The sequence below is a fragment of the Ornithinimicrobium ciconiae genome, assembly GCF_007197575.1.
Taxonomy (GTDB): domain Bacteria; phylum Actinomycetota; class Actinomycetes; order Actinomycetales; family Dermatophilaceae; genus Ornithinicoccus; species Ornithinicoccus ciconiae.
Genome location: NZ_CP041616.1, coordinates 1,076,214 through 1,095,607 on the forward strand (window position 1 = coordinate 1,076,214; position 19,394 = coordinate 1,095,607).

The 19,394-nt window shown below is 70.0% G+C and carries 22 protein-coding genes and 3 tRNA genes; 21 read left to right on the forward strand and 4 right to left on the reverse strand.

Features of this window, described 5'->3' with window-relative positions; translation table 11 throughout:
* The first annotated feature begins 36 nt into the window (after nt 1-36).
* The 9 genes from FNH13_RS04865 (at nt 37) to FNH13_RS04905 (ending at nt 6,497) form a co-directional block, all read left to right on the forward strand.
* Nucleotides 37-1,320, forward strand: a complete 1,284-nt coding sequence (locus FNH13_RS04865) for an acetyl-CoA C-acetyltransferase (RefSeq protein ID WP_143782436.1) — start codon at nt 37-39, stop codon at nt 1,318-1,320.
* Nucleotides 1,320-2,729: a 3-oxoacyl-ACP reductase gene (locus FNH13_RS04870; RefSeq protein WP_143782437.1), complete on the forward strand. Its 1,410-nt coding sequence runs from the start codon at nt 1,320-1,322 to the stop codon at nt 2,727-2,729. Before FNH13_RS04865 ends, FNH13_RS04870 begins: the two co-directional genes overlap by 1 nt.
* Nucleotides 2,730-2,731: 2 nt before the next feature.
* Nucleotides 2,732-3,673, forward strand: a complete 942-nt coding sequence (locus FNH13_RS04875; protein WP_202878867.1) for a MaoC/PaaZ C-terminal domain-containing protein — start codon at nt 2,732-2,734, stop codon at nt 3,671-3,673.
* A 99-nt stretch (nt 3,674-3,772) separates the two neighbouring features.
* Nucleotides 3,773-3,845, forward strand: a tRNA-Thr gene (locus FNH13_RS04880).
* Nucleotides 3,846-3,888: 43 nt separating this feature from the next.
* A tRNA-Met gene (locus FNH13_RS04885) sits at nt 3,889-3,962 on the forward strand.
* A gap of 118 nt (nt 3,963-4,080) precedes the next feature.
* Complete coding sequence (gene rpmG / locus FNH13_RS04890; RefSeq protein WP_143782438.1) at nt 4,081-4,251, forward strand: 50S ribosomal protein L33; 171 nt, start codon at nt 4,081-4,083, stop codon at nt 4,249-4,251.
* A gap of 208 nt (nt 4,252-4,459) precedes the next feature.
* On the forward strand, nt 4,460-4,906 hold the full coding sequence (locus FNH13_RS04895; RefSeq protein WP_143782439.1) for an FAS1-like dehydratase domain-containing protein: 447 nt from the start codon (nt 4,460-4,462) through the stop codon (nt 4,904-4,906).
* Nucleotides 4,907-4,908: 2 nt separating this feature from the next.
* Nucleotides 4,909-5,322, forward strand: coding sequence for a MaoC/PaaZ C-terminal domain-containing protein (locus tag FNH13_RS04900; RefSeq protein ID WP_143782440.1), 414 nt, complete (start codon nt 4,909-4,911; stop codon nt 5,320-5,322).
* Complete coding sequence (locus FNH13_RS04905; protein WP_143782441.1) at nt 5,319-6,497, forward strand: UDP-N-acetylmuramate dehydrogenase; 1,179 nt, start codon at nt 5,319-5,321, stop codon at nt 6,495-6,497. The genes FNH13_RS04900 and FNH13_RS04905 overlap by 4 nt, the downstream gene beginning before the upstream one ends.
* A gap of 15 nt (nt 6,498-6,512) precedes the next feature.
* Here FNH13_RS04905 and FNH13_RS04910 read toward each other — a convergent pair whose 3' ends face one another.
* Both FNH13_RS04910 and FNH13_RS04915 read right to left on the reverse strand, forming a co-directional pair.
* Nucleotides 6,513-7,040 carry a hypothetical protein gene (locus FNH13_RS04910; protein ID WP_143782442.1) on the reverse strand — a complete coding sequence of 176 codons (528 nt, stop codon included), beginning with the start codon at nt 7,038-7,040 and terminating at the stop codon, nt 6,513-6,515.
* 70 nt (nt 7,041-7,110) lie between these two features.
* On the reverse strand, nt 7,111-8,145 hold the full coding sequence (locus FNH13_RS04915; RefSeq protein ID WP_143782443.1) for an adenosine deaminase: 1,035 nt from the start codon (nt 8,143-8,145) through the stop codon (nt 7,111-7,113).
* Nucleotides 8,146-8,210: 65 nt separating this feature from the next.
* Between FNH13_RS04915 and FNH13_RS04920 the strand changes: the two genes are divergently transcribed.
* The 8 genes from FNH13_RS04920 to FNH13_RS04955 all read left to right on the forward strand — a co-directional run bounded on the left by FNH13_RS04920 (nt 8,211) and on the right by FNH13_RS04955 (nt 14,988).
* Nucleotides 8,211-9,083, forward strand: a complete 873-nt coding sequence (locus FNH13_RS04920) for a patatin-like phospholipase family protein (protein WP_143782444.1) — start codon at nt 8,211-8,213, stop codon at nt 9,081-9,083.
* 83 nt (nt 9,084-9,166) lie between these two features.
* On the forward strand, nt 9,167-9,514 hold the full coding sequence (locus tag FNH13_RS04925) for a beta/alpha barrel domain-containing protein (protein WP_143782445.1): 348 nt from the start codon (nt 9,167-9,169) through the stop codon (nt 9,512-9,514).
* Complete coding sequence (nagB, locus tag FNH13_RS04930) at nt 9,514-10,299, forward strand: glucosamine-6-phosphate deaminase (protein ID WP_143782446.1); 786 nt, start codon at nt 9,514-9,516, stop codon at nt 10,297-10,299. The genes FNH13_RS04925 and nagB overlap by 1 nt, the downstream gene beginning before the upstream one ends.
* 15 nt (nt 10,300-10,314) lie before the next feature.
* Nucleotides 10,315-11,466 carry an N-acetylglucosamine-6-phosphate deacetylase gene (gene nagA / locus FNH13_RS04935; protein WP_228266593.1) on the forward strand — a complete coding sequence of 384 codons (1,152 nt, stop codon included), beginning with the start codon at nt 10,315-10,317 and terminating at the stop codon, nt 11,464-11,466.
* A gap of 76 nt (nt 11,467-11,542) precedes the next feature.
* Nucleotides 11,543-12,472, forward strand: a complete 930-nt coding sequence (locus FNH13_RS04940; protein WP_143782447.1) for an ABC transporter ATP-binding protein — start codon at nt 11,543-11,545, stop codon at nt 12,470-12,472.
* Entirely contained in the window at nt 12,456-13,355 is a 900-nt protein-coding gene (locus tag FNH13_RS04945) for an ABC transporter permease (RefSeq protein WP_143782448.1), read from the forward strand. Before FNH13_RS04940 ends, FNH13_RS04945 begins: the two co-directional genes overlap by 17 nt.
* Complete coding sequence (locus FNH13_RS04950) at nt 13,352-14,266, forward strand: ABC transporter ATP-binding protein (RefSeq protein ID WP_143782449.1); 915 nt, start codon at nt 13,352-13,354, stop codon at nt 14,264-14,266. The genes FNH13_RS04945 and FNH13_RS04950 overlap by 4 nt, the downstream gene beginning before the upstream one ends.
* Nucleotides 14,263-14,988, forward strand: coding sequence for an ABC transporter permease (locus FNH13_RS04955; RefSeq protein WP_143782450.1), 726 nt, complete (start codon nt 14,263-14,265; stop codon nt 14,986-14,988). Before FNH13_RS04950 ends, FNH13_RS04955 begins: the two co-directional genes overlap by 4 nt.
* Nucleotides 14,989-15,097: 109 nt before the next feature.
* Here FNH13_RS04955 and FNH13_RS04960 read toward each other — a convergent pair whose 3' ends face one another.
* Both FNH13_RS04960 and FNH13_RS04965 read right to left on the reverse strand, forming a co-directional pair.
* Nucleotides 15,098-15,838 carry an SDR family NAD(P)-dependent oxidoreductase gene (locus tag FNH13_RS04960; protein ID WP_143782451.1) on the reverse strand — a complete coding sequence of 247 codons (741 nt, stop codon included), beginning with the start codon at nt 15,836-15,838 and terminating at the stop codon, nt 15,098-15,100.
* Nucleotides 15,839-16,055: 217 nt separating this feature from the next.
* On the reverse strand, nt 16,056-17,264 hold the full coding sequence (locus FNH13_RS04965; protein WP_228266594.1) for a pyridoxal phosphate-dependent aminotransferase: 1,209 nt from the start codon (nt 17,262-17,264) through the stop codon (nt 16,056-16,058).
* A 149-nt stretch (nt 17,265-17,413) separates the two neighbouring features.
* Here FNH13_RS04965 and FNH13_RS04970 point away from each other — a divergent pair.
* The 4 genes from FNH13_RS04970 (at nt 17,414) to rplK (ending at nt 19,334) form a co-directional block, all read left to right on the forward strand.
* Nucleotides 17,414-17,486 (forward strand) — tRNA-Trp (locus FNH13_RS04970).
* 69 nt (nt 17,487-17,555) lie between these two features.
* Nucleotides 17,556-17,804, forward strand: a complete 249-nt coding sequence (gene secE / locus FNH13_RS19205) for a preprotein translocase subunit SecE (protein WP_202878868.1) — start codon at nt 17,556-17,558, stop codon at nt 17,802-17,804.
* 84 nt (nt 17,805-17,888) lie between these two features.
* Nucleotides 17,889-18,740, forward strand: a complete 852-nt coding sequence (nusG, locus tag FNH13_RS04980) for a transcription termination/antitermination protein NusG (protein WP_143782453.1) — start codon at nt 17,889-17,891, stop codon at nt 18,738-18,740.
* A 162-nt stretch (nt 18,741-18,902) separates the two neighbouring features.
* Complete coding sequence (gene rplK, locus FNH13_RS04985) at nt 18,903-19,334, forward strand: 50S ribosomal protein L11 (protein ID WP_143782454.1); 432 nt, start codon at nt 18,903-18,905, stop codon at nt 19,332-19,334.
* Nucleotides 19,335-19,394 lie beyond the last annotated feature (60 nt).

Below are 19,394 nucleotides of genomic sequence, written 5' to 3' on the forward strand. Positions count from 1 at the left end.
GTTACCTCGTGTCGCCCTTCCTCCCAGGAGATCCTGATGGCCCAAGTCCGCAATGCCGTGATCGTCGGCGGCAACCGCATTCCGTTCGGCAAGGCCGGCGGTGCCTACGCATCGGCGTCCAACCAGGACATGCTGACCGCAGCCCTGGACGGCCTGGTCGCCCGCTTCGGCCTGGCTGGTCAGCGCGTCGGTGAGGTCGCTGGTGGCGCGGTGCTCAAGCACAGCCGTGACTTCAACCTGGTCCGTGAGACCGTGCTCGGCTCGTCGCTCGACGCGACCACCCCGGCATACGACCTGCAGCAGGCCTGCGGGACCGGCCTGGAGGCCGTGATCCAGGTGGCCAACAAGATCCAGCTCGGTCAGATCGACAGCGCGATCGCCGGTGGTGTCGACAGTTCCAGCGACGCCCCCATCGCCGTCGGCGAGGGGCTGCGGCGGGCGCTGCTCAAGGCCAACCACGCCAAGACGGCCGTGCAGCGGATGCAGGCGTTTGCCTCGATCCGCCCCGGCGATCTCGCGCCGGAGACGCCGCGCAACTCCGAGCCGCGCACCGGTCTGTCGATGGGTGAGCACCAGGCGCGCACCGCCAAGGAGTGGGAGATCACCCGGGAGGCCCAGGACGAGCTGGCTGCCGCGAGCCACCACAACATGGCCCGCGCCTGGGACGAGGGCTTCTTCGACGACCTGGTGACCCCGTTCCGCCGACTCAGCAAGGACCAGGGGCTGCGCCCCGACACCTCGGTGGAGAAGCTGGCCAAGCTGTCCCCGGTGTTCGGCAAGGGTGAGGGTGCCACCATGACGGCCGGCAACTCCACGCCGCTGTCCGACGGTGCCGCGCTCGTGCTGGTGGCCTCGGAGGAGTGGGCCGCCGAGCGCAACCTGCCGGCGCTGGCGCGCTTTGTGGACGCCGAGGTCGCTGCGGTGGACTACGTGGGTGGCGAGGAGGGTCTGCTCATGGCGCCGGCCTATGCCGTGCCCCGGCTGCTGGCCCGCCAGGGGCTGAGCCTGCAGGACTTCGACTTCTATGAGATCCACGAGGCCTTCGCCTCCACCGTCCTCTCCACGCTCGCGGCGTGGGAGGACGAGCAGTTCGCCGCCGAGCGCCTCGGGCTGGACGCCCCGCTCGGTGCCATCGACCGGAGCCGGCTCAATGTCAACGGCTCCTCCCTGGCGGCGGGCCACCCGTTCGCCGCGACCGGTGGGCGCATCGTCGCCTCACTGGCAAAGATGTTGTCCGAGAAGGGGTCTGGCTCTCGTGGCCTGATCTCGATCTGTGCCGCCGGCGGCCAGGGTGTCGTCGCGATCCTGGAGGCAGTGTGATGACCAAGGTGCTCAGTGTCCTGACCGGCAACCCGGTGGCCAAGGCCGTCGGCAAGCAGCTGGGTGTTCCCCAGGCGACCGAGCTGCGCCGGGGGCGTTCCCTGCCCACCGGTGACGTGGCACTCGCGGTGCTGCCGGGCTCCGGAGCGACCAGCAACGCGGTGCGTGACGGTCTGAAGGGTCTCGGCGTCACCACGGTCGAGGCCGTGCGCGATGAGCCGGCGGCCCGCACCACGGGAGAGGACGGGAGAGCCGTCCCCCCGGCATACACCACCAAGATCGGTGCCATCGTCCTGGACGCCACCGCACTGGCCGCCGTCAGCGAGCTCGAGGGCGTGCGCGCGGTCCTGCGACCTGCGCTGCGCGCGCTGGGGGTCAGCGGACGGGTGATCGTCGTCGGCACGGCGCCCGAGCTGGTGGACTGGCCCGAGGCCGCGGCGGTCCAGCAGGGCCTGGAGGGCATCACCCGCAGTGTGGGCAAGGAGCTGCGCAAGGGCGGCACCGCCAACCTGGTCTATGTCTCCACCGACACGACCGGAGAGGCGCTGGCCTCCACCCTCTCCTTCCTCCTCGAGGGCCGTTCGGCCTACGTCTCGGGGCAGCCGTGGCGCGCCCTCGGGGCGCAGCCCGGCGAGATCCCGCGGGACCCGTCGGCGCCCTTTGCCGGCAAGGTGGTCGTGGTGACCGGGGCCGGCCGCGGCATCGGAGCAGGCATCGCCGAGGTCTTCGCCCGGGACGGCGCGTCCCTGGTCGTGGTCGACATCCCCGCGGCCGGTGAGTCGCTGACCAAGGTCGCGAACCGGCTGGGCGGCACCGCCCTCCAGCTCGACATCACCTCCCCGGACGCGGGCCAGAAGATCGCCGCGCACGTCGCGGCCCGCCACGGCAAGGACGCTCGCATCCACGCGATCATCCACAACGCCGGCATCACCCGGGACAAGTTGCTGGTCAACACCGACGAGGACCGCTGGGGCAGCGTGCTCGACGTCAACCTGGCCGCGGAGATCAGGATCAACACGGTGCTGCTCGATGCGTCGGTCGCCGGTGGTCTGGCCGAGGGTGGACGCATCGTGGGCGTGGCCTCCACCTCCGGCATCGCGGGCAACCGCGGTCAGACGAACTATGCGGCCAGCAAGGCCGGTGTCATCGGGCTGGTCAGGGCTCAGGCGCCGCTGCTGGCGGACCGGGAGATCACGGTCAACGCCGTGGCGCCCGGGTTCATCGAGACCGAGATGACGGACAAGATCCCCTTCGCCACCCGCGAGTTCGCCCGACGGTTCAACAGCCTGAGCCAGGGTGGCAAGCCGGTCGACGTAGCCGAGACGATCGCCTATCTGGCGGGCCCGGACAGCGGTGCCGTCTCCGGGCAGGTCATCCGGGTCTGCGGTCAGAGCCAGATCGGGGCCTGAGGATGAGCCCGTCATCACAGGACGTGGACGTGGAACTGCTGGACAAGGCCCCGAGCATCGGCGTCGAGATCGCCCGCGCTCTGGTGCCCACCACGCGGGGCGGTCCGGACGGCACGCTGCCGACCCGGCGGGTGATGGTCACCGATCTGGAGCAGGACGCGGAGCGCTTCGCGGCATACTCCCGGGTCTGTGGGTTCACCCTGCGGGACGCGGTGCCGGCCACCTGGCTGCACGTGCTGACCTTCCCGCTGCAGGTGCACCTGATGGCGGGTGGAGACTTCCCGCTCGCCCTGGCTGGCATGGTGCACGTGTCCAACGAGATGCGGCTGCACCGCCCGGTGCAGGTCGAGGAGGCGTTGACGCTGTCCAGCAGTGCCGCGGACCTGCGGGCGCACCGCTCCGGCACGCAGGTGGATCTGCTGGGTGAGGCCCGGGTCGGCGACGAGGTCGTCTGGACCGGACGCAGCACCTATCTGGCCCGCGGGAAGCGCCCCACCGGCGCCGCTGAGGTCTCTCCGCCGTCTTCTTCCGACGCGGATGGTGCGGCCGATCGGCAAAACCCCTCCAAAAATGCGCGGGGAGCCGACGAAACCTCTCCAAAAATGGGGGAGACTCCGTCCGCGCTGTGGCGTCTGCCCGCGGGCCTGGGACGGACGTATGCCGGCGTGTCCGGTGACGTCAACCCGATCCACCTGAGTCCGCTGACCGCCAAGGCCTTCGGGTTCCCGCGCACGATCATGCACGGCATGTGGACCCACGCGCGGGCACTGGCGGCGCTGGAGGGCCGACTGCCTGCGACCTATGGCGTCTCGGTGGACTTCCGCAAGCCGGTGCTGCTGCCCTCGACGGTCGGTTTCTCGTTCGCCCGCGAGGGTGATGACCTGGCTTTTCGGGTCACCAGCAAGGACGGCAGCAAGGTCCACCTGACCGGCACCGTGGCCTGACCGCGGCCCGCTCGGTGCCCGATTTCGCGAGTGCCGGGTGTGCCGTGTAAAGTCTGCGGAGCGTTCCACGCTCGGGCGAGTCCCGGAGCACGGACGCAGGCCCCCCTAGCTCAGTCGGTAGAGCGTCTCCATGGTAAGGAGAAGGTCAACGGTTCGATTCCGTTGGGGGGCTCAGGGAAGCCACCTGGCTGCCGGTCGGGGAGGCGTCACCCCATGGCGGGATAGCTCAGCTGGTTAGAGCGCACGACTCATAATCGTGAGGTCGCGGGATCGAGCCCCGCTCCCGCTACAGGTCGCGATTCGGTGCAGAGCCGCCCGTCGCGTATCCTTGTGTGCTGCTGTCCGCCACCCGCGCGTGGAGGACTCCCGCACGCATCACCCATCACCGTTTGAGAGCAGGTTGCCCCGTGGCTACTAAGAGCGCCGACGTCCGCCCGAAGATCACTCTGGCGTGCACGGAGTGCAAGGAGCGCAACTACATCACCAAGAAGAACCGCCGCAACAACCCCGACCGGGTTGAGCTGGCCAAGTTCTGCTCGCGCTGCGGCAAGCACACCGCGCACCGCGAGACTCGCTGACGCACTCCGGCACCAGCCGGCACCGCTGACCCCGGTCAGCACCTTCGAGGCCGTCACCCGCATTGGGTGGCGGCCTTCGTGGTGCCCGCGGCACACAGAGCCTGGGCACGCTTGTGAGGGCTGTGCGCGGGATATACCTGTCGCACCGGCAACGCTCCGCGTGCCCAGGTTGGGTGGGGGGTGGGACCCGGCCGATAGGCTGACCGGCATGGCAGTCAACCCCGATTACGCCGGCCGGGAGTATCCGCCGGCCGGCCCGTTCCCGGTCACCGCCGAGGAGATCTCGGCCTTCGCCGACGCGATCGGCTCCACCAGCCAGGCGCACCGCGACCCCGCGGCGGCCCGGGCGCTGGGGCACGCCGACGTCGTGGCCCCGCCCACCTTCGCGGTGCGGATCGCGCAGCAGTGTGAGGCCCAGCTGATCCAGGACCCGGAGGCCAACATCGACTTCTCCCGGGTGGTGCACGGCGAGGAGAGTTTCACCCACCACCGGCCCATCACCGCGGGGGACGTGCTGACTGGCGTGCTGCACGTCGACCGCATCCGCGAAGCCGGAGGTCACGGCATGGTGTCCACCCGCGTGGAGCTCACCGACGCGGACGGCCAGCCCCTCACCACCGTGAAGTCCACCATCGTCGTGCGCGGAGAGGGCTGACCATGACCAACGAGCTGACCACCGACGCCTCGGCACTGACCCGCACCGTCACGGTCGACCGGGCCCGCCTGGTCGACTATGCCCACGCCTCGGGTGACCAGAACCCGATCCACCAGGACGCGGAGTTCGCGCGCTCCGTCGGACTGCAGGACGTCATCGCCCACGGGATGTGGACGATGGGCGCCGCCCTCGACGTCGTGACCGCGTATGTCGGCGGCGACCCCGGCCGCGTGCTGTCCTGCCAGACCCGCTTCACCGGCATGGTCGTCGTGCCCGAGGGTGAGACCGTCGAGGTGCTCGTCGAGGGTGTCGTGACGAAGACCGACGAGGCCGCCGGCACCCAGACCATCGAGCTCACGGCGACCTGTGGTGGTGACAAGGTCCTCGGCCGCTGCCAGGCGGTCGTGCGCGCATGACGTCTGCCCCCGGCCGACCGACGGGCGGCTCCGACACGCACGACGCCCAGGTGAGGAGCCTGCCGACGGGCGCCCCGGCATACGAGACCCTGGCGGAGCTGACCACGATGCGGGTCGGGGGACCGCCGCACCGGTTCGTGGCCGCGACCACCGAGACCGAGCTGATCGAGGCGGTGCGGGAGGCCGACGAGGCGGGGGAGCCGCTGCTGGTCGTCGGGGGCGGGTCCAACCTGCTGGTCGCCGACGCGGGGTTCGCCGGGACGGTCGTGCTAGTGCGCACCACGGGGATCGAGGTGCCCGACGCCTCGGCCTGCGGTGGCGTGACCGCGACCGTGGCCGCCGGGGAGACCTGGGACGACGTCGTCGCGCACGCCTGTGAGCAGGGCTGGTCGGGCATCGAGGCGCTGTCCGGCATCCCCGGAGCCACCGGGGCGACGCCCGTGCAAAATGTCGGCGCCTATGGCCAGGAGGTCGCCCAGACTATCGCCTCCGTCCGGGTGTGGGACAGGACAGAGCAGCGGGTCCGCACGATGTTCGCCGCTGACCTGGCCTTCTCCTACCGCCACTCGGTGCTCAAGGACTCCATGGTGGGACCGCAGGCACCCGCCGGTGCCGTGACGCCGCGCCACATCGTGCTGTCGGTGACCTTCTCGCTGCGCCCCACCGAGCTGAGCCAGCCGGTGGGTTATGCCGCGCTCGCCGACGGTCTGGGGGTCGAGCTGGGGGCGCGCGTGCCGTTGGGTGAGGCGCGTGAGGCGGTCCTGGCGCAGCGCCGCAACCGCGGCATGGTCCTCGACCCCGCCGACCACGACACCTGGTCGTGCGGCTCCTTCTTCACCAACCCGATCCTGCCCGCGGGGGAGTATGCCGAGCTCGTCACCTGCGCGGCCGCCCACCTGGGGCCGGACGGACCGGTCCCGCCCCGGTTCCCGGCGGCTGAGGGCACCGTGAAGACGTCGGCGGCGTGGCTCATCGACAAGGCCGGCTTCAGCAAGGGCCACCGGATGCCCGGCCCGGCGGCGCTGTCGACCAAGCACACGCTGGCGCTGACCAACCGGGGCTCGGCCCGCGCCGAGGACGTGCTGGACCTGGCCCGCGAGGTGCGCGACGGCGTGCGAGAGGTCTTTGGCGTGACCCTGGTCAACGAGCCGGTGCTGGTGGGCCTGGAGCTGTAGGCCCCACGCCGCACCTCACGATCGCCCGGGCGCGTCCTGGTGCGGCCAGGCGTGGGCGAGCGCCTCGCGCTCCCTGACGACCCGTCCCCGCACGATCCGACGGGCGGACCAGCCCAGGGTGGGGATGGCCAGGAGGGTGGGGATGGCCAGGACGAGCCACAGCCACGGATCGCGCAGGTTCGAGGAGTACCAGTCCAGCAGCGTCACGGCCAGGCCCGCCAGCGAGGGGTCCAGGAGCGCCGTCGCGATCGTGGTGGTCCACACGGCCCGGCGCTCGTCGCGCTGGCGGCCGACCGCGACGCTGAGCAGGATGCCGAGTGCCAGGCCGCAGACGAAGCCGGGGATGAAGCCCAACTGGCTGCCGTAGAAGGCCATGAAAAACAGTCCCAGGAGCAGACCGCCGAGCTGCTCGAAGAAGCCCGCGTTGCTCGGTCCCGCCCCGGTGAACACCAGGACCCACCCGATCAGGGTGCCGGTCGCCATACCGACGACAGACCCCCAACCGGTGCCGGCGGCGATCCAGCGCCACTCGAATCCGTTCACGGGACTCCTTGCGTGATGTCCGGGACGCCGCGGGGGTGCCGTCGGCTGTTTCGACGTGCGAAGCGGGGGGTCATGGGCTGGAGGTCGCGGCGAGCCAGGAGTCCACCCCAGCCAGCAGCTCAGTGCGCAAGCCCTCCGGAGCCCGGCTGCCACGGATCGAGCCGCGCGCGAGCTCGGCCAGCTGCTCATCGGCCAGGCCGTGGTCGCGGCGCGCCGACTCATACTGCGCCAGCAACCGGGACCCGAACAGCAGCGGGTCGTCAGCCCCCAGAGCGATGCTGGCCCCCGCCTCCAACAGTTGTCGCAGCGGCACCTGGGACAGCTCGTCATAGACGCCGAGGGCCACATTGCTGGCCGGGCACACCTCGAGCGTCACCCCTCGACGCACCAGCGCGGCCAGCAGGGCGGGATCCTCGGCCGCCCGCACGCCGTGCCCCAGCCGGTCCGGAGCGAGATGGTCCAGCGCGTCCTGCACGTGGGAGGGACCCAGCAGCTCACCGGCGTGCGGCACACTCGCCAGACCGGCCCGGGCCGCGATCTGGAAGGCCCGCTCGAACTGCGCGGTGTCCCCGCGCCGCTCGTCGTTGGACAGGCCGAAGGCGACGACGGTGCCGGGGCCGTCGCCGGCATACTGTCCCGCCAGCCGAGCCAGGGTCCGCGCGTCCAGCGGGTGGCGGATGCGGCTGGCGGCCACGATCACACCCACCTGCGTGCCGGTCGCCGCAGTGGCCACGGCGGCCTCGTCCAGCACGATCTCGATCGCCGGGGTAATGCCACCCACAAATGGGGCGTATGACGTGGGGTCAACCTGGATCTCCAGCCACCGGGACCCCTCGGACGCGTCGTCCTCGGCGGCCTCGCGCACGATCCGCCGCATGTCTGCCTCGTCCCGCACGCAAGCACGCGCGGTGTCATAGAGGCGCTGGAAGCGGAACCAGCCGCGCTCGTCGGTGGCCCGCAGCGTGGGCGGCCAGTCCTGCAGCAGCGCGGCCGGCAGCCGCAACCCGTGCTTGTCGGCCAGCTCGCGCAGGGTGGCGATGCGCAGGGATCCGGTGAAGTGCAGGTGCAGGTGCGCCTTGGGCAGCGCCGCGAGTGAGCGGGTCATGGTCCCCCAGTTCTACCTCATCGGTGCGGCGCTGAGGGGAGGCGGGGATGGCACACAATGGGGGCATGTTTGACGCAAGGCGCGGCAGCCCGGAAGTGCCCAGAGTGACGTCGGAGGACGTCCGTCCCGAGCCGGTGCTCGGCCTCGCTCTGGGCGGCGGGGGAGCCCGGGGTCTGTGCCACATCGGGGTGATGCGGGTGCTGGAGGAGTTCGGGATCCGCCCGGATGTCGTCTCGGGCACGAGCATGGGCGGGCTGATCGGAGCCTTCATCGCCGCGGGCTACAACGCCGACCAGATGACCGACATCGCCACCGATCTGCGGTGGAGCAAACTGATCGACTGGAGTCCGATCTCGGGGCGCCTGGTCAACACCAAGGGGTTCGAGCGCTGGCTGGCTGAGCTGCTCCCGGCGACCTTCGAGGAGCTCGAGCTGCCGCTGGTGCTCACCGCGACCGATCTCAACGACGGTCGCATCCACTACAGCCAGCACGGGGATCTGATCACCGCGCTGCGGGCCACCACCGCCTATCCCGGCGCGCTCGAGCCGGTGGCGTTGGGGCGGGCCCGGCTCGTCGACGGCGGCCTGCTCAACCAGATCCCGGTCGACGGAGCCCTCTTCCTCGGAGCCCACAAGGTGCTGGCCGTCAATGCGACACCACTGGCCCGCGTCGACCACCCACAGGACGATGCTGGGGCACCGCGTCGCCGGATCCGGATGACCGCTATCCGTGAGCTGATGCGGGCCGTCGACGTCATGCAGGCCCAGCTGACCATGGCGCGGATCTCGTTCTACAAGCCCGACGTGCTGCTCGACCCCTTGATGGAGGGTTTGGAGATCGCCGAGTTCCACAAGGCGAAGCAGGCCATCGAGGCAGGGGAGGCTGCTGCGCGCGAGCACCGTGCCGACCTGCTGAGCCTGCTCCCGGAGGTCAGCTAGCACCCTGCCCGGATTCCGCCACCACATCCGCCCCCAGCTCATCCGCCACCCACCTCATCCCCCACCCCCGAGGAAGATGCTCGATGACCACGACACTGGACGACCTGGGCGCGCTCACAGCCGGGGGGCTGATCGTCTCCTGCCAGGCCTATCCGGGCGAGCCGATGCGCACCCCAGACACCATGTCGCGGGTCGCCTCGGCCGTCGTTAAGGAAGGTGCGGTCGCGATGCGGCTGCAGGGTCTCGAAGACCTGCGCACCGTGGTCGGAGCCGTCGACGTCCCGGCCATCGACGCCACTCTTTGCACGCGTGCCGACGGCAGCTCCGTCGCGGACCGGGTGCTGGAGGCCGCGGTCTGCGCGGTCTGCGCCGGCACCGCTATCACCCACCCGACCTCCCTGACCCGTTGGTTCGTGGAGGAGACGCGCTGATGGAGGTCGTGATCCTCCCCGACGAGGACCGGGTTGGCCTGGCCGGAGCCGAGGCGATCGCCCAGCACGTGGCCCGCAGACCCGACGCCGTCCTGGGGCTGGCCACCGGCTCCAGCCCGCTGCGGGTCTATCGCGAGCTGGGCCAGCAGGTGACCCGCGGCGAGCTGAGCCTGGCCCAGTGCCGGGCCTTCCTGCTCGATGAGTATGTCGGACTGGCTGCCGACCACCCCGAGGGCTATCGCGCGGTGATCGAGCGGGAATTCGTGCAGCTGGTCGACATCGATCCGGCCAACGTGCGCGGCCCCGACGGGTTGGCCCACGACCTGTCGGCGGCCTGCCTCGCCTATGAGCAGGCGATCGCGGACGCCGGTGGGGTGGATGTCCAACTGCTGGGTGTCGGCAGCGACGGGCACATCGCCTTCAACGAGCCCGGCTCCTCACTGGCCTCCCGCACCCGGATCAAGACGCTGACCGCCCTCACCCGACAGGACAACGCACGCTTCTTCGGAGGTGAGGTCGAGGCGGTGCCCGCCCACTGCCTGACGCAAGGGGTCGGCACGATCCTGCAGGCCCGGCACCTGGTGCTGGTCGCCCTCGGGGAGGGCAAGGCACACGCCGTCCAGCAACTCGTGGAGGGACCGGTCAGTGCTGTGTGCCCCGCCTCGGTCCTCCAGCTGCACCCGCACGTCACGGTCCTGCTGGACGAGGCCGCCGCCTCCAGGCTGGAGCTGCGGGACTATTACCGTGAGACCTTCAGCGGCAAACCGGCCTGGCAGGGGTTCTGAGTGGAGAGGTGCTGAGTGGAGCAGGTGCACGTCGTCCGCGCCGACCGGGTGCTCACGCCCGAGCGTGAGACGCGCGACGCCTGGGTCGCCGTCCGTGGCGCGCAGATCGTGGAGGTCGGCGAGGGTCGTCCGCCCGCCGGAGCCGCCCCGCCGGGAGGACGGCAGCACGCGGTGCTGATCCCGGGGCTGGTGGACGTGCACAACCACGGCGGGGGAGGTGCTGCCTTCACCGAGGGGGCTGAGGCCGCGCGCGCGGCCCGCGCCGCGCACCTGCGAGAGGGCACGACCACGCTCGTCGCCAGCCTGGTGACTGACACCCAGGAGGCGCTCCTCGAGCAGGTGTGCTCGCTGTTGCCCCTGGTGCGCGCGGGTGAGCTTGCCGGCATACACCTGGAGGGACCGTGGCTGGCGCCGCAGTGGTGCGGTGCCCACCCGGTCGCCCTCCTGACAGACCCCGACCCGGCCGACGTCGCCGCGCTCGCCGACGCGGCCGGAGACGCCCTGGTGATGGTGACGCTTGCCCCGGAGCGACCGGGAGCGCTGGCCGCCACCCGGCTGCTGCGCGATCGTGGCGTGCGGGTCGCGGTCGGGCACACCGATGCGACCTATGACCAGACCCGTGCCGCGCTCGAGGCCGGGGCGACGGTGGCCACACACCTCTACAACGCGGCCCGGCCGCCGCACCACCGCGAGCCCGGTCCGTCCGTCGCGCTGCTCGAGGACCCGGCGGTCTTTGTCGAGTCGATCGTCGACGGGGCCCATCTGCACCCAGCCGTCGTGCGGGCTACGGCGCGGGCCGCCGGGCAGCGGTGGATGCTGGTCACCGACGCCATGGCGGCCGCGCTGCTGGGTGACGGCACCTATCAGCTGGGCACCCTCGCCGTGGACGTCGTCGACGGAGTGGCCCGTCTGCAGGACGGGACCGGCCTGGCGGGCAGCACCCTGAGCCTCGCCCAGGCAGTGCGCACCGCGGTCGGCTGCGGTGTGCCGCTGCTCGACGCTGTGCGTGCCGCGACCGCCACCCCCGCGGCCGCGATGGGGTGGAGCGACCTGGGACGCCTTGCGCCAGGTGCCCGCGCCGACCTGGTCGCGCTCGACGAGGACCTGCGGGTGCACGAGGTGATGCGGGCCGGGCAGTGGATGGACCGTGCCCCCGCGCCGAGGTGAGGCACGTCACAGCACGACCCCACCCCGGCCGAGCAGAATGAGCCACGGTGTCGGCGCGACCAGTTAGATTGTTCCCGTGGGGATCATCGACACCCAGGGGCTGACGAAGCGCTACGGGCAGGTCACAGCGCTCGAGGGGCTGGACCTGACCATCGGCGAGGGCGTGACCGGCCTGGTCGGTGCCAACGGCGCCGGCAAGTCGACGCTGATCAAGATCCTGCTCGGACTCATAGACGCCACCCAGGGCACGGCGCAGGTGCTGGGGCACGACATCCGTGCCGAGGGCCAACAGATCCGCACGCTGGTGGGCTACATGCCCGAGCACGACTGCCTGCCGCCAGACGTGCGGGCCATCGACTTCGTGGTGCACATGGCCCGCATGTCCGGGCTGCCGCCGACCGCGGCACGGGAGCGGGCCGCCGACGTGCTGCGCCACGTCGGGCTCGCCGAGGAGCGTTACCGCCTGATGGGCGGCTACTCCACCGGCATGAAGCAGCGCGCCAAACTGGCGCAGGCCCTCGCGCACGATCCGAGACTGGTCTTCCTCGACGAGCCGACCAACGGCCTGGACCCCGCGGCACGGGACGACATGCTCGCGCTGGTCAGCAAGATCGGCGTTGAGTTTGGCATCTCGGTCCTGGTCACCTCCCACCTGCTCGGTGAGCTGGAGCGGGTCAGCGACCACGTGGTCGTCCTCGACGGGGGCCGGCTGCTGCGCTCCTCGGCGACGACCGAGTTCACCTCCGACACCGGGCTGCTGCTGGTGGAGGTGCTCGGTGAGAGTAATGCGCAGACAGCGATGGGGGAGCGTCTGGCCGCGCAGGGCATCGCCTGCCGCCCTCGCGGTCAGCTGATCGAGATCAATGCCCCGGGACGTGCCGACCTGCACGACCTGATCCGGGACACGGCGGTGGAGCTCGACGTCGGGCTGGTCCGCCTCGCCGCGGACCACGGACACATTGAGGACGTCTTCCGGGAGGAGGCAGGTCATGGCCCAGCACTCTGAGACGAACGGGGCCAGCGGTGTCATCCACGACATCGGCTATCGGCCCTACAGCGGCCCACGGCTGGGCACCGGCGCGGCCGCCCGGTCACTCTTTGTGACCGGCGTGCTCAACGCCTATGGCATCGGCCGGTCCGGCAAGGCCAAGGCACTGCCGATGACTCTGCTGGTCATGATGGTGATCCCCGCCGCGATCATGGTCGCGGTGATGGTCACCCTCGGCCTGACCGAGGGCTTCCTCGACTACGGGGCCTACCCGGTCAACATGATGCTGGTCATCGTCATCTTCGTGGCCGCGCAGGCGCCCGTGCTCTTCTCGCGCGACCTGCGGTCCGGGGCGATCTCGCTCTACCTCGCACGACCACTGAGCGCCCCGGCTTACGCCCTGGTCCGGTGGGCCTCGCTGTTCGTGGCCATCCTCATCTTCGTCGCCCTCCCCGTCATCGTGCTGTATGTCGGGGCGCTCACCGCCGAGGCCGACGTCGCCGAGCACACCGGCGACTTCCTCGCCGCGATGGTCGGCATCGTGCTGCTGTCGGCCGTGCTGGCCACCCTGTCCGGCCTGGTCGCCGCCCACACGCGCCGACGTGGACTCGCCGTGGGGGTCACCATCATCGCCTTGCTGGTCAGCACGGGCCTGGTGTCGGCGGTCCAGGCGATCACCGCTGCAGAGGGCAGCGAGACCGTCGGGCTGTTTGCCGGGCTAGTCTCCCCGTTCTCACTCGTCGACGGCGTGCAGGCCGAGCTGCTCGGTGGCCAGAGCTCCTTCCCCCTGCCGCCGGACACCACTGCCTGGGGGCTGCTCTATCTCCTGGCCGCCCTGGCGGTCATCGTGGTGGGACTGTGGCTGCTGGTGCGCTACTACCGGAAGCAGGCGGGCCGATGAGCGTCCTGGAGCTGACCAACACCTCGCGGTGGTATGGCAATGTCGTGGCGGTCAATGACGTCTCGATGCAGATCGGACCGGGGGTCACCGGTCTGCTCGGGCCCAACGGTGCCGGCAAGACCACGCTGATCGCGATGATGGCGGGTTTCCTGGCACCCTCGGCCGGTGAGGTGCAGCTCGACGGTCAGCCCGTGTGGAACAACGTCTCGGTCTATCGCGCAATCGGGCTGGTCCCGGAGCGAGAGGCCAGCTTCGGCTATCTGACCGGCCGACAGTTCGTGCGGGCCAACGCCGAGCTGCACAAGCTGTCCGCCCCCGGGGAGGCCACCGAGCGGGCGCTGGGCATCGTCGACCTCGTCGAGCCGGCCGGCAGGCTGATCAGCACCTACTCCAAGGGCATGCGCCAGCGAGTCAAGCTGGCGGCGGCGCTCGTGCACGACCCGGGTGTGCTGCTGCTGGACGAGCCGTTCAACGGCGTGGACCCCCGCCAGCGGATGCACCTGATGGACCTGCTCACCCGGATGGGTGCCGAGGGGCGCACGGTGCTGTTCAGCTCCCACATCCTGGAGGAGGTCGAGCAGATCGCCCGGCACATCGAGGTCGTCGTGTCGGGCCGTCACGCGGCCTCCGGTGACTTCGGCGCGATCCGGCGGTTGATGAGCGACCGCCCCAACGTCTATCTGATCCGCAGCAGCGCGGACCGTCGGTTGGCGACGGTCCTGATGGGGGCCGAGAGCGTTGCCGGCGTCCAGCTCGACCCCCGGGGAGGAGTGGTCGTGCAGGTGACCGACTTCGGAGAGTTCGCCCGCGCGCTGCCGCGCCAGGCCAAGGAGCACGGGATCACACTGCGTGAGGTCACCCCCACCGATGAGTCGCTGGAGTCGGTCTTCGCCTACCTGGTGTCGGCATGAACCCCACCATCGCCCGGCTGGCAGTGCAGTCGCTGTTCGGTCAGAAGCGGTGGTGGGTGCTGGTCGCCCTGCCCCTGCTGCTCATCGGCCTGTGTGCGCTGGTGCAGATCCTCACCAGAGGCGACGCGGCAGCCACCTCCTTCGAGGCAGTCATCGTGGTTTTCGGGCTGGGCTTGGTGCTGCCGTTGGTCGCACTACTGGTCACCACCGGCGTCCTGGGGCCCGAGATCGACGACGGCTCGATCGTCTATCTGCTCTCCAAGCCTATCTCCCGCTTTGCCATCGCGCTGAGCAAGCTCGCGGTGGCCGTCGTGGTCACCATCGTGCTGGGTGCGGGCTCGTTGCTCGTGGCCGGACTGATCCTGGATCCGTCCTCACCCGGCCGGGCCATCGCGGTGGGCGTCGGCTCTGCGGTGGCGGGCACGGCATACTGCTCCGCCTTTGTGATGTTCTCGGCAATCAACCGGCACGGCATGATCTCCGGATTGATCTATGTGCTGGTCTTTGAGGGGCTGCTCGCCTCGTGGCTCTCCGGCCTGCGCTATGTGAGCGTCTCCGCCTTCGGGCGCCGGATCGCCGAGGGTTTTGATGAGTCGCTCAACCTGGTCGCCGGCAACCTGCCACTGGCCTACGCCTGGATCGCCAGCCTGGTCGTCATCGTGGCCGGTTACTGGGTGGCCGGGCTGCGTCTCTCGCGCTTCCAACTGCGCGGCGACGAGTAGCCTCACCGCCGCTGTCGGCACGAGGAGCGGGCTGCGTGCACCGAGACTGACGCGGCCCGACACCTGCGGGATTGCAGGTATCGGGCCCGTCACACGTCAGCTTGCGATGTCAGCGCGCCGTGTAGCCACCGTCGACGACGAACTCGGCACCGGTGATGAAGCCGGCCTCGTCCCCGGCGAGGAAGACGATCAGCGCGGCGACCTCGTCCGGGGTGCCCAATCGGCCCATGGGAGTGGCCCCAGCGAGCATCTCGCGGTCCGTCTCGCCCAAGATCGGTGTCTCGATGAAGCCGGGGTGGACGGAGTTGACCCGTACGCCCTCTGTGGCCCAGCCCAGCGCGGCGCTCTTGGACAGCAGCCGCACCGCTCCCTTGGCGGAGTGGTAGGCCGGTCCGGTCCCGAAACCGCCGACGATCCCGAACATCGAGGACACGTTGATCACCGAGCCGTGACCGGAGGCCTTCAGTGCCTCCGCAGCGGACCGCATGGCGAGGAACACGCTGGTCTGGGTGATCGCCACGACCCGGTCCCAGGTCTGCGTGCTGGTGACCTCGATCGGCTCGTCATCGCCGATGCCCGCGTTGTTGACCAGGATGTCGAGACGGCCGTGCTCTGCGAGGGTCTGCGCTACCACGTCGGTCCACCCGGTCTCGTCGGCGACATCGAGGTGGGCGTAGGTCGCGGTGCCACCAGAGGCGGCCACCTCCGCCGCCACCTGCTGACCCAGCTCGTCCTGGACGTCGGCGACCACCACCGCGCAGCCCTCGCGGGCTAGCTTCAGCACCGTGGCGCGGCCAATCCCACTGGCCCCTCCCGTGACGATCGCGACCCTGCCATCGAACCGTGCCATGCCTGCCTCCTGGTGCCGGGCGAACCGGTTGTCCGCCGCACCTCCATTATCTACTACGCGATGTAGGAGTAGCGAATCAGGCCAGTATGTCGTAGCTCACCGCTAGCACAATCGATGTGCGGCGCACCAGCGAGACCACGACGGAAATGCGAGCGGCACCAGCGAAACCACTACGAAAATGCGGGAGGCACCAGCGAAACCACTAAGAAAATGGGGGTCAGGCGAGCAGTTCCTGGATGCGGCCCACGCCCTCGGCGAGGTCGTTGTCGCCCAGGGCGTAGGACAGTCGGAGGTAGCCGGAGGGTCCGAAGGCCTCGCCGGGCACGACGGCCACCTCGACCTCGTCCAGGATGATCTCGGCGAGCTCCACCGAGGTCTGGGGGGTGCGGCCACGGATCGTCCGTCCCAGCACCCCGGCGACGCTCGGATAGGCATAGAAGGCGCCCTGAGGTGTCGGGCAGGAGAAGCCGTCGATCTCGTTGAGGATCGACACCATCGTCTGGCGGCGCCGGTCGAAGGCCGAGCGCATCTCGCTGACGGCCTCCAGCCCGCCCTGGAGCGCCGCGATGGCAGCGCGCTGGGACACGTTGGCCACGTTGGAGGTGGCGTGCGACTGCAGGTTGGTCGCGGCCTTGATGACGTCCTTGGGGCCGATCATCCACCCGACCCGCCACCCGGTCATCGCATAGGTCTTGGCCACCCCGTTGAGCACCACGCAGGTCTCGGCCAGCTCAGGCACGAGCACCGGCAGGGAGGGCGCGGTGGCACCGTCATAGAGCAGGTGCTCATAGATCTCGTCGGTCACCACCCAGATGCCGTGCTGCAGCGCCCAGCGCCCGATGGCCTCGACCTGCTCGGGCGGGTAGACCGCGCCGGTGGGGTTGGACGGGGAGCAGAACAGCAGGACCTTGGTGGCCTCGGTGCGGGCAGCCTCGAGCTGGTCGACGGTCACGAGGTAGCCCTGGTCGGCTCCGGCGAAGACGTCGACCGGCACGCCGCCGGCCAGCCGGATGGCTTCGGGGTAGGTGGTCCAGTAGGGCGTGGGCAGCAGCACCTCGTCGCCGGGGTCCAGCAGGGCGGCGAAGGTGTTGTAGACCGCCTGCTTGCCGCCATTGGTGACCAGGATGTTGGCCGGCTCCACGGCATACTGGCTGTCGCGCAGCGTCTTGTCGACGATGGCGGCCTTGAGGTCGGGCAGGCCACCGGCGGGTGAGTAGCGGTGGTTGACCGGGTCATGCGCAGCGGCCGCGGCCGCTGCCACGACATAGTCGGGCGTCGGGAAGTCGGGTTCGCCAGCGCCGAAGCCGATGACCGGCCGGCCCTGCGCCTTCAGAGCCTTGGCCCTGGCGTCGACGGCCAGGGTGGCCGACTCGGCGATCGAGCCGATGCGGGTGGAGATGCGGGGCTTCGGGGTGCTCTGGGTCACGTGGCCATTCTGCCACCGTGGCCCGCGCGGGTGCCGACCCGCCTGCCGGCGGAGGCTGGTTAGCACGGACCACTCTGATCGCGTAGGATGGATCCTCGGATGTTGACGCATCCCATGCTGGAGCCTGCCCACCGGGCCTCAGCGGGTGAAGGGCACTAGCTCAATTGGTAGAGCACTGGTCTCCAAAACCAGGGGTTGGGGGTTCGAGTCCCTCGTGCCCTGCGCGACGCGATCACCAGATCGCTGCCGACAAGAACAGGCCCGTTTGCGAGGGGCAAAGGAAGGTTATCCGTGTCTGAGACAAGTGCCCGTGACACCCAGGGTGTCGACCGCGGCAACACGCAGGCCGGAGGACCCCCGCGTCCCAGCACCTACGTGGCTCAGGTCATGGCCGAGCTGCGCAAGGTGCACCGGCCGACCCAGCGCGAGCTGATCGTCTACACCATCGTCGTGTTCGTCTTCGTGCTGATCATCATGGGATTTGTGGTGGGTGTGGACCAGATCTTCACCCGCGTCGTCGAGTTCACCTTCGGCGACTGAGCCAGGTCCTCTGTGCCGCGGTCTCGATGACCGCACCCGGCCGCCTCGGTGGCCAGCCGCCCCGCCAGTAGTAAGGAAGTAGTCATGTCCGAGCAGTGGACGAACGACGTCGACGAGACGCCCGAGGCCGAGACGGCCGAGTCGGCGCCCGCCGCGGGCGAGGCCGACGTCGAGGAGTATGCCGAGGCGCCTGTCGAGGACGCCGAGACCGACGCTCCCGCCGGAGAGGCTGACGCGCAGGACGAGGCCGCTGACGACGAGGCGACCGAGGGCGAAGCCGCTGACGACGAGTCCGTTGAGGACGAGGAGCCCGCTGGCGACCCCATGGAGGAGTTCCGCGACTCCCTCGCGTCGCAGTTCGGCGACTGGTACGTCATCCACTCCTACGCCGGCTACGAGAACCGCGTCAAGCACAACCTGGAGACCCGCTCCACGAGCCTCAACATGGAGGACTACATCTTCCAGGTCGAGGTGCCTATGGAGGAGGTCACCGAGATCAAGTCCGGTGTCCGCAAGCAGGTGCGCCGGGTGCGCATGCCCGGCTATGTCCTGGTCCGCATGGACCTGACGGACGAGTCCTGGGGCGCGGTCCGGCACACCCCCGGTGTCACCGGCTTCGTCGGCAACGCCCACCAGCCCGTGCCGCTGAGCATCGACGAGGTCATCACGATGCTCGCTCCGGTGTTTGAGACTCCCGAGACCGGCGAGCCCGCCGCGGCAGGCTCGGGCGGGACCACCGCTGCTTCGCGGCCCGCCAGCCCCGAGGTCGACTTCGAGGTCGGCGAGTCCGTCACCGTCATGGAGGGTCCGTTCGAGACCTTGCCGGCCACGATCTCGGAGATCATCCCCGAGAGCCAGAAGCTCAAGGTCCTGGTCTCGATCTTCGGCCGGGAGACCCCGGTCGAGCTCGCGTTCAACCAGGTGGCCAAGCTCTGAGCGGACCTCGTCCGCGAAGAACGCCGCGTCACCCAGGGTGGTTCTACAACTCCATAGATTTCCGAGGTCGTCGCCGGCCTCGGAACTCCGCAAGACTCCGTCCTGCGGAGTGCAACCGGGTCATCGCCCACGGCGTGGGCCCACAACCACAGAGGAACAGATATGCCCCCCAAGAAGAAGGTCTCCGGCTTCATCAAGCTGCAGATCCAGGCCGGTGCGGCCACCCCCGCCCCGCCCGTCGGCCCCGCGCTGGGTCAGCACGGTGTCAACATCATGGAGTTCGTCAAGGCCTACAACGCCGCGACGGAGTCCCAGCGTGGCAACGTCATCCCCGTCGAGATCACGGTCTATGAGGACCGCTCGTTCACCTTCATCACCAAGACCCCGCCGGCTGCCGAGCTGATCAAGAAGGCTGCCGGCGTCGCCAAGGGTTCCGGCGAGCCGCACAAGACCAAGGTCGCCAAGCTGACCAAGGCCCAGGTGCGCGAGATCGCCGAGACCAAGATGGCCGACCTCAACGCCAACGACGTCGACCAGGCTGCCAAGATCATCGCCGGCACCGCCCGGTCGATGGGCATCACCGTCGAGGGCTGAGCCCCTGACGCCCCGGTATGCCGGACGCTCGCCTGAGCACCCGGCACACCGGATCGGTGA

Bases quoted from the DNA above. Each gene is read 5' to 3' on its own strand.
- FNH13_RS04905 (WP_143782441.1), top strand. From the start codon at position 5,319: ATGACGTCTGCCCCCGGCCGACCGACGGGCGGCTCCGACACGCACGAC.
- FNH13_RS04950 (WP_143782449.1), top strand. From the start codon at position 13,352: ATGAGCGTCCTGGAGCTGACCAACACCTCGCGGTGGTATGGCAATGTC.
- FNH13_RS04960 (WP_143782451.1), bottom strand. From the start codon at position 15,838: ATGGCACGGTTCGATGGCAGGGTCGCGATCGTCACGGGAGGGGCCAGT.
- FNH13_RS04870 (WP_143782437.1), top strand. From the start codon at position 1,320: ATGACCAAGGTGCTCAGTGTCCTGACCGGCAACCCGGTGGCCAAGGCC.
- FNH13_RS04945 (WP_143782448.1), top strand. From the start codon at position 12,456: ATGGCCCAGCACTCTGAGACGAACGGGGCCAGCGGTGTCATCCACGAC.
- FNH13_RS04915 (WP_143782443.1), bottom strand. From the start codon at position 8,145: ATGACCCGCTCACTCGCGGCGCTGCCCAAGGCGCACCTGCACCTGCAC.
- FNH13_RS04920 (WP_143782444.1), top strand. From the start codon at position 8,211: ATGTTTGACGCAAGGCGCGGCAGCCCGGAAGTGCCCAGAGTGACGTCG.
- FNH13_RS04865 (WP_143782436.1), top strand. From the start codon at position 37: ATGGCCCAAGTCCGCAATGCCGTGATCGTCGGCGGCAACCGCATTCCG.
- nagB (WP_143782446.1), top strand. From the start codon at position 9,514: ATGGAGGTCGTGATCCTCCCCGACGAGGACCGGGTTGGCCTGGCCGGA.
- rplK (WP_143782454.1), top strand. From the start codon at position 18,903: ATGCCCCCCAAGAAGAAGGTCTCCGGCTTCATCAAGCTGCAGATCCAG.
- nusG (WP_143782453.1), top strand. From the start codon at position 17,889: ATGTCCGAGCAGTGGACGAACGACGTCGACGAGACGCCCGAGGCCGAG.
- FNH13_RS04955 (WP_143782450.1), top strand. From the start codon at position 14,263: ATGAACCCCACCATCGCCCGGCTGGCAGTGCAGTCGCTGTTCGGTCAG.
- FNH13_RS04900 (WP_143782440.1), top strand. From the start codon at position 4,909: ATGACCAACGAGCTGACCACCGACGCCTCGGCACTGACCCGCACCGTC.
- FNH13_RS04895 (WP_143782439.1), top strand. From the start codon at position 4,460: ATGGCAGTCAACCCCGATTACGCCGGCCGGGAGTATCCGCCGGCCGGC.
- FNH13_RS04875 (WP_202878867.1), top strand. From the start codon at position 2,732: ATGAGCCCGTCATCACAGGACGTGGACGTGGAACTGCTGGACAAGGCC.
- FNH13_RS04925 (WP_143782445.1), top strand. From the start codon at position 9,167: ATGACCACGACACTGGACGACCTGGGCGCGCTCACAGCCGGGGGGCTG.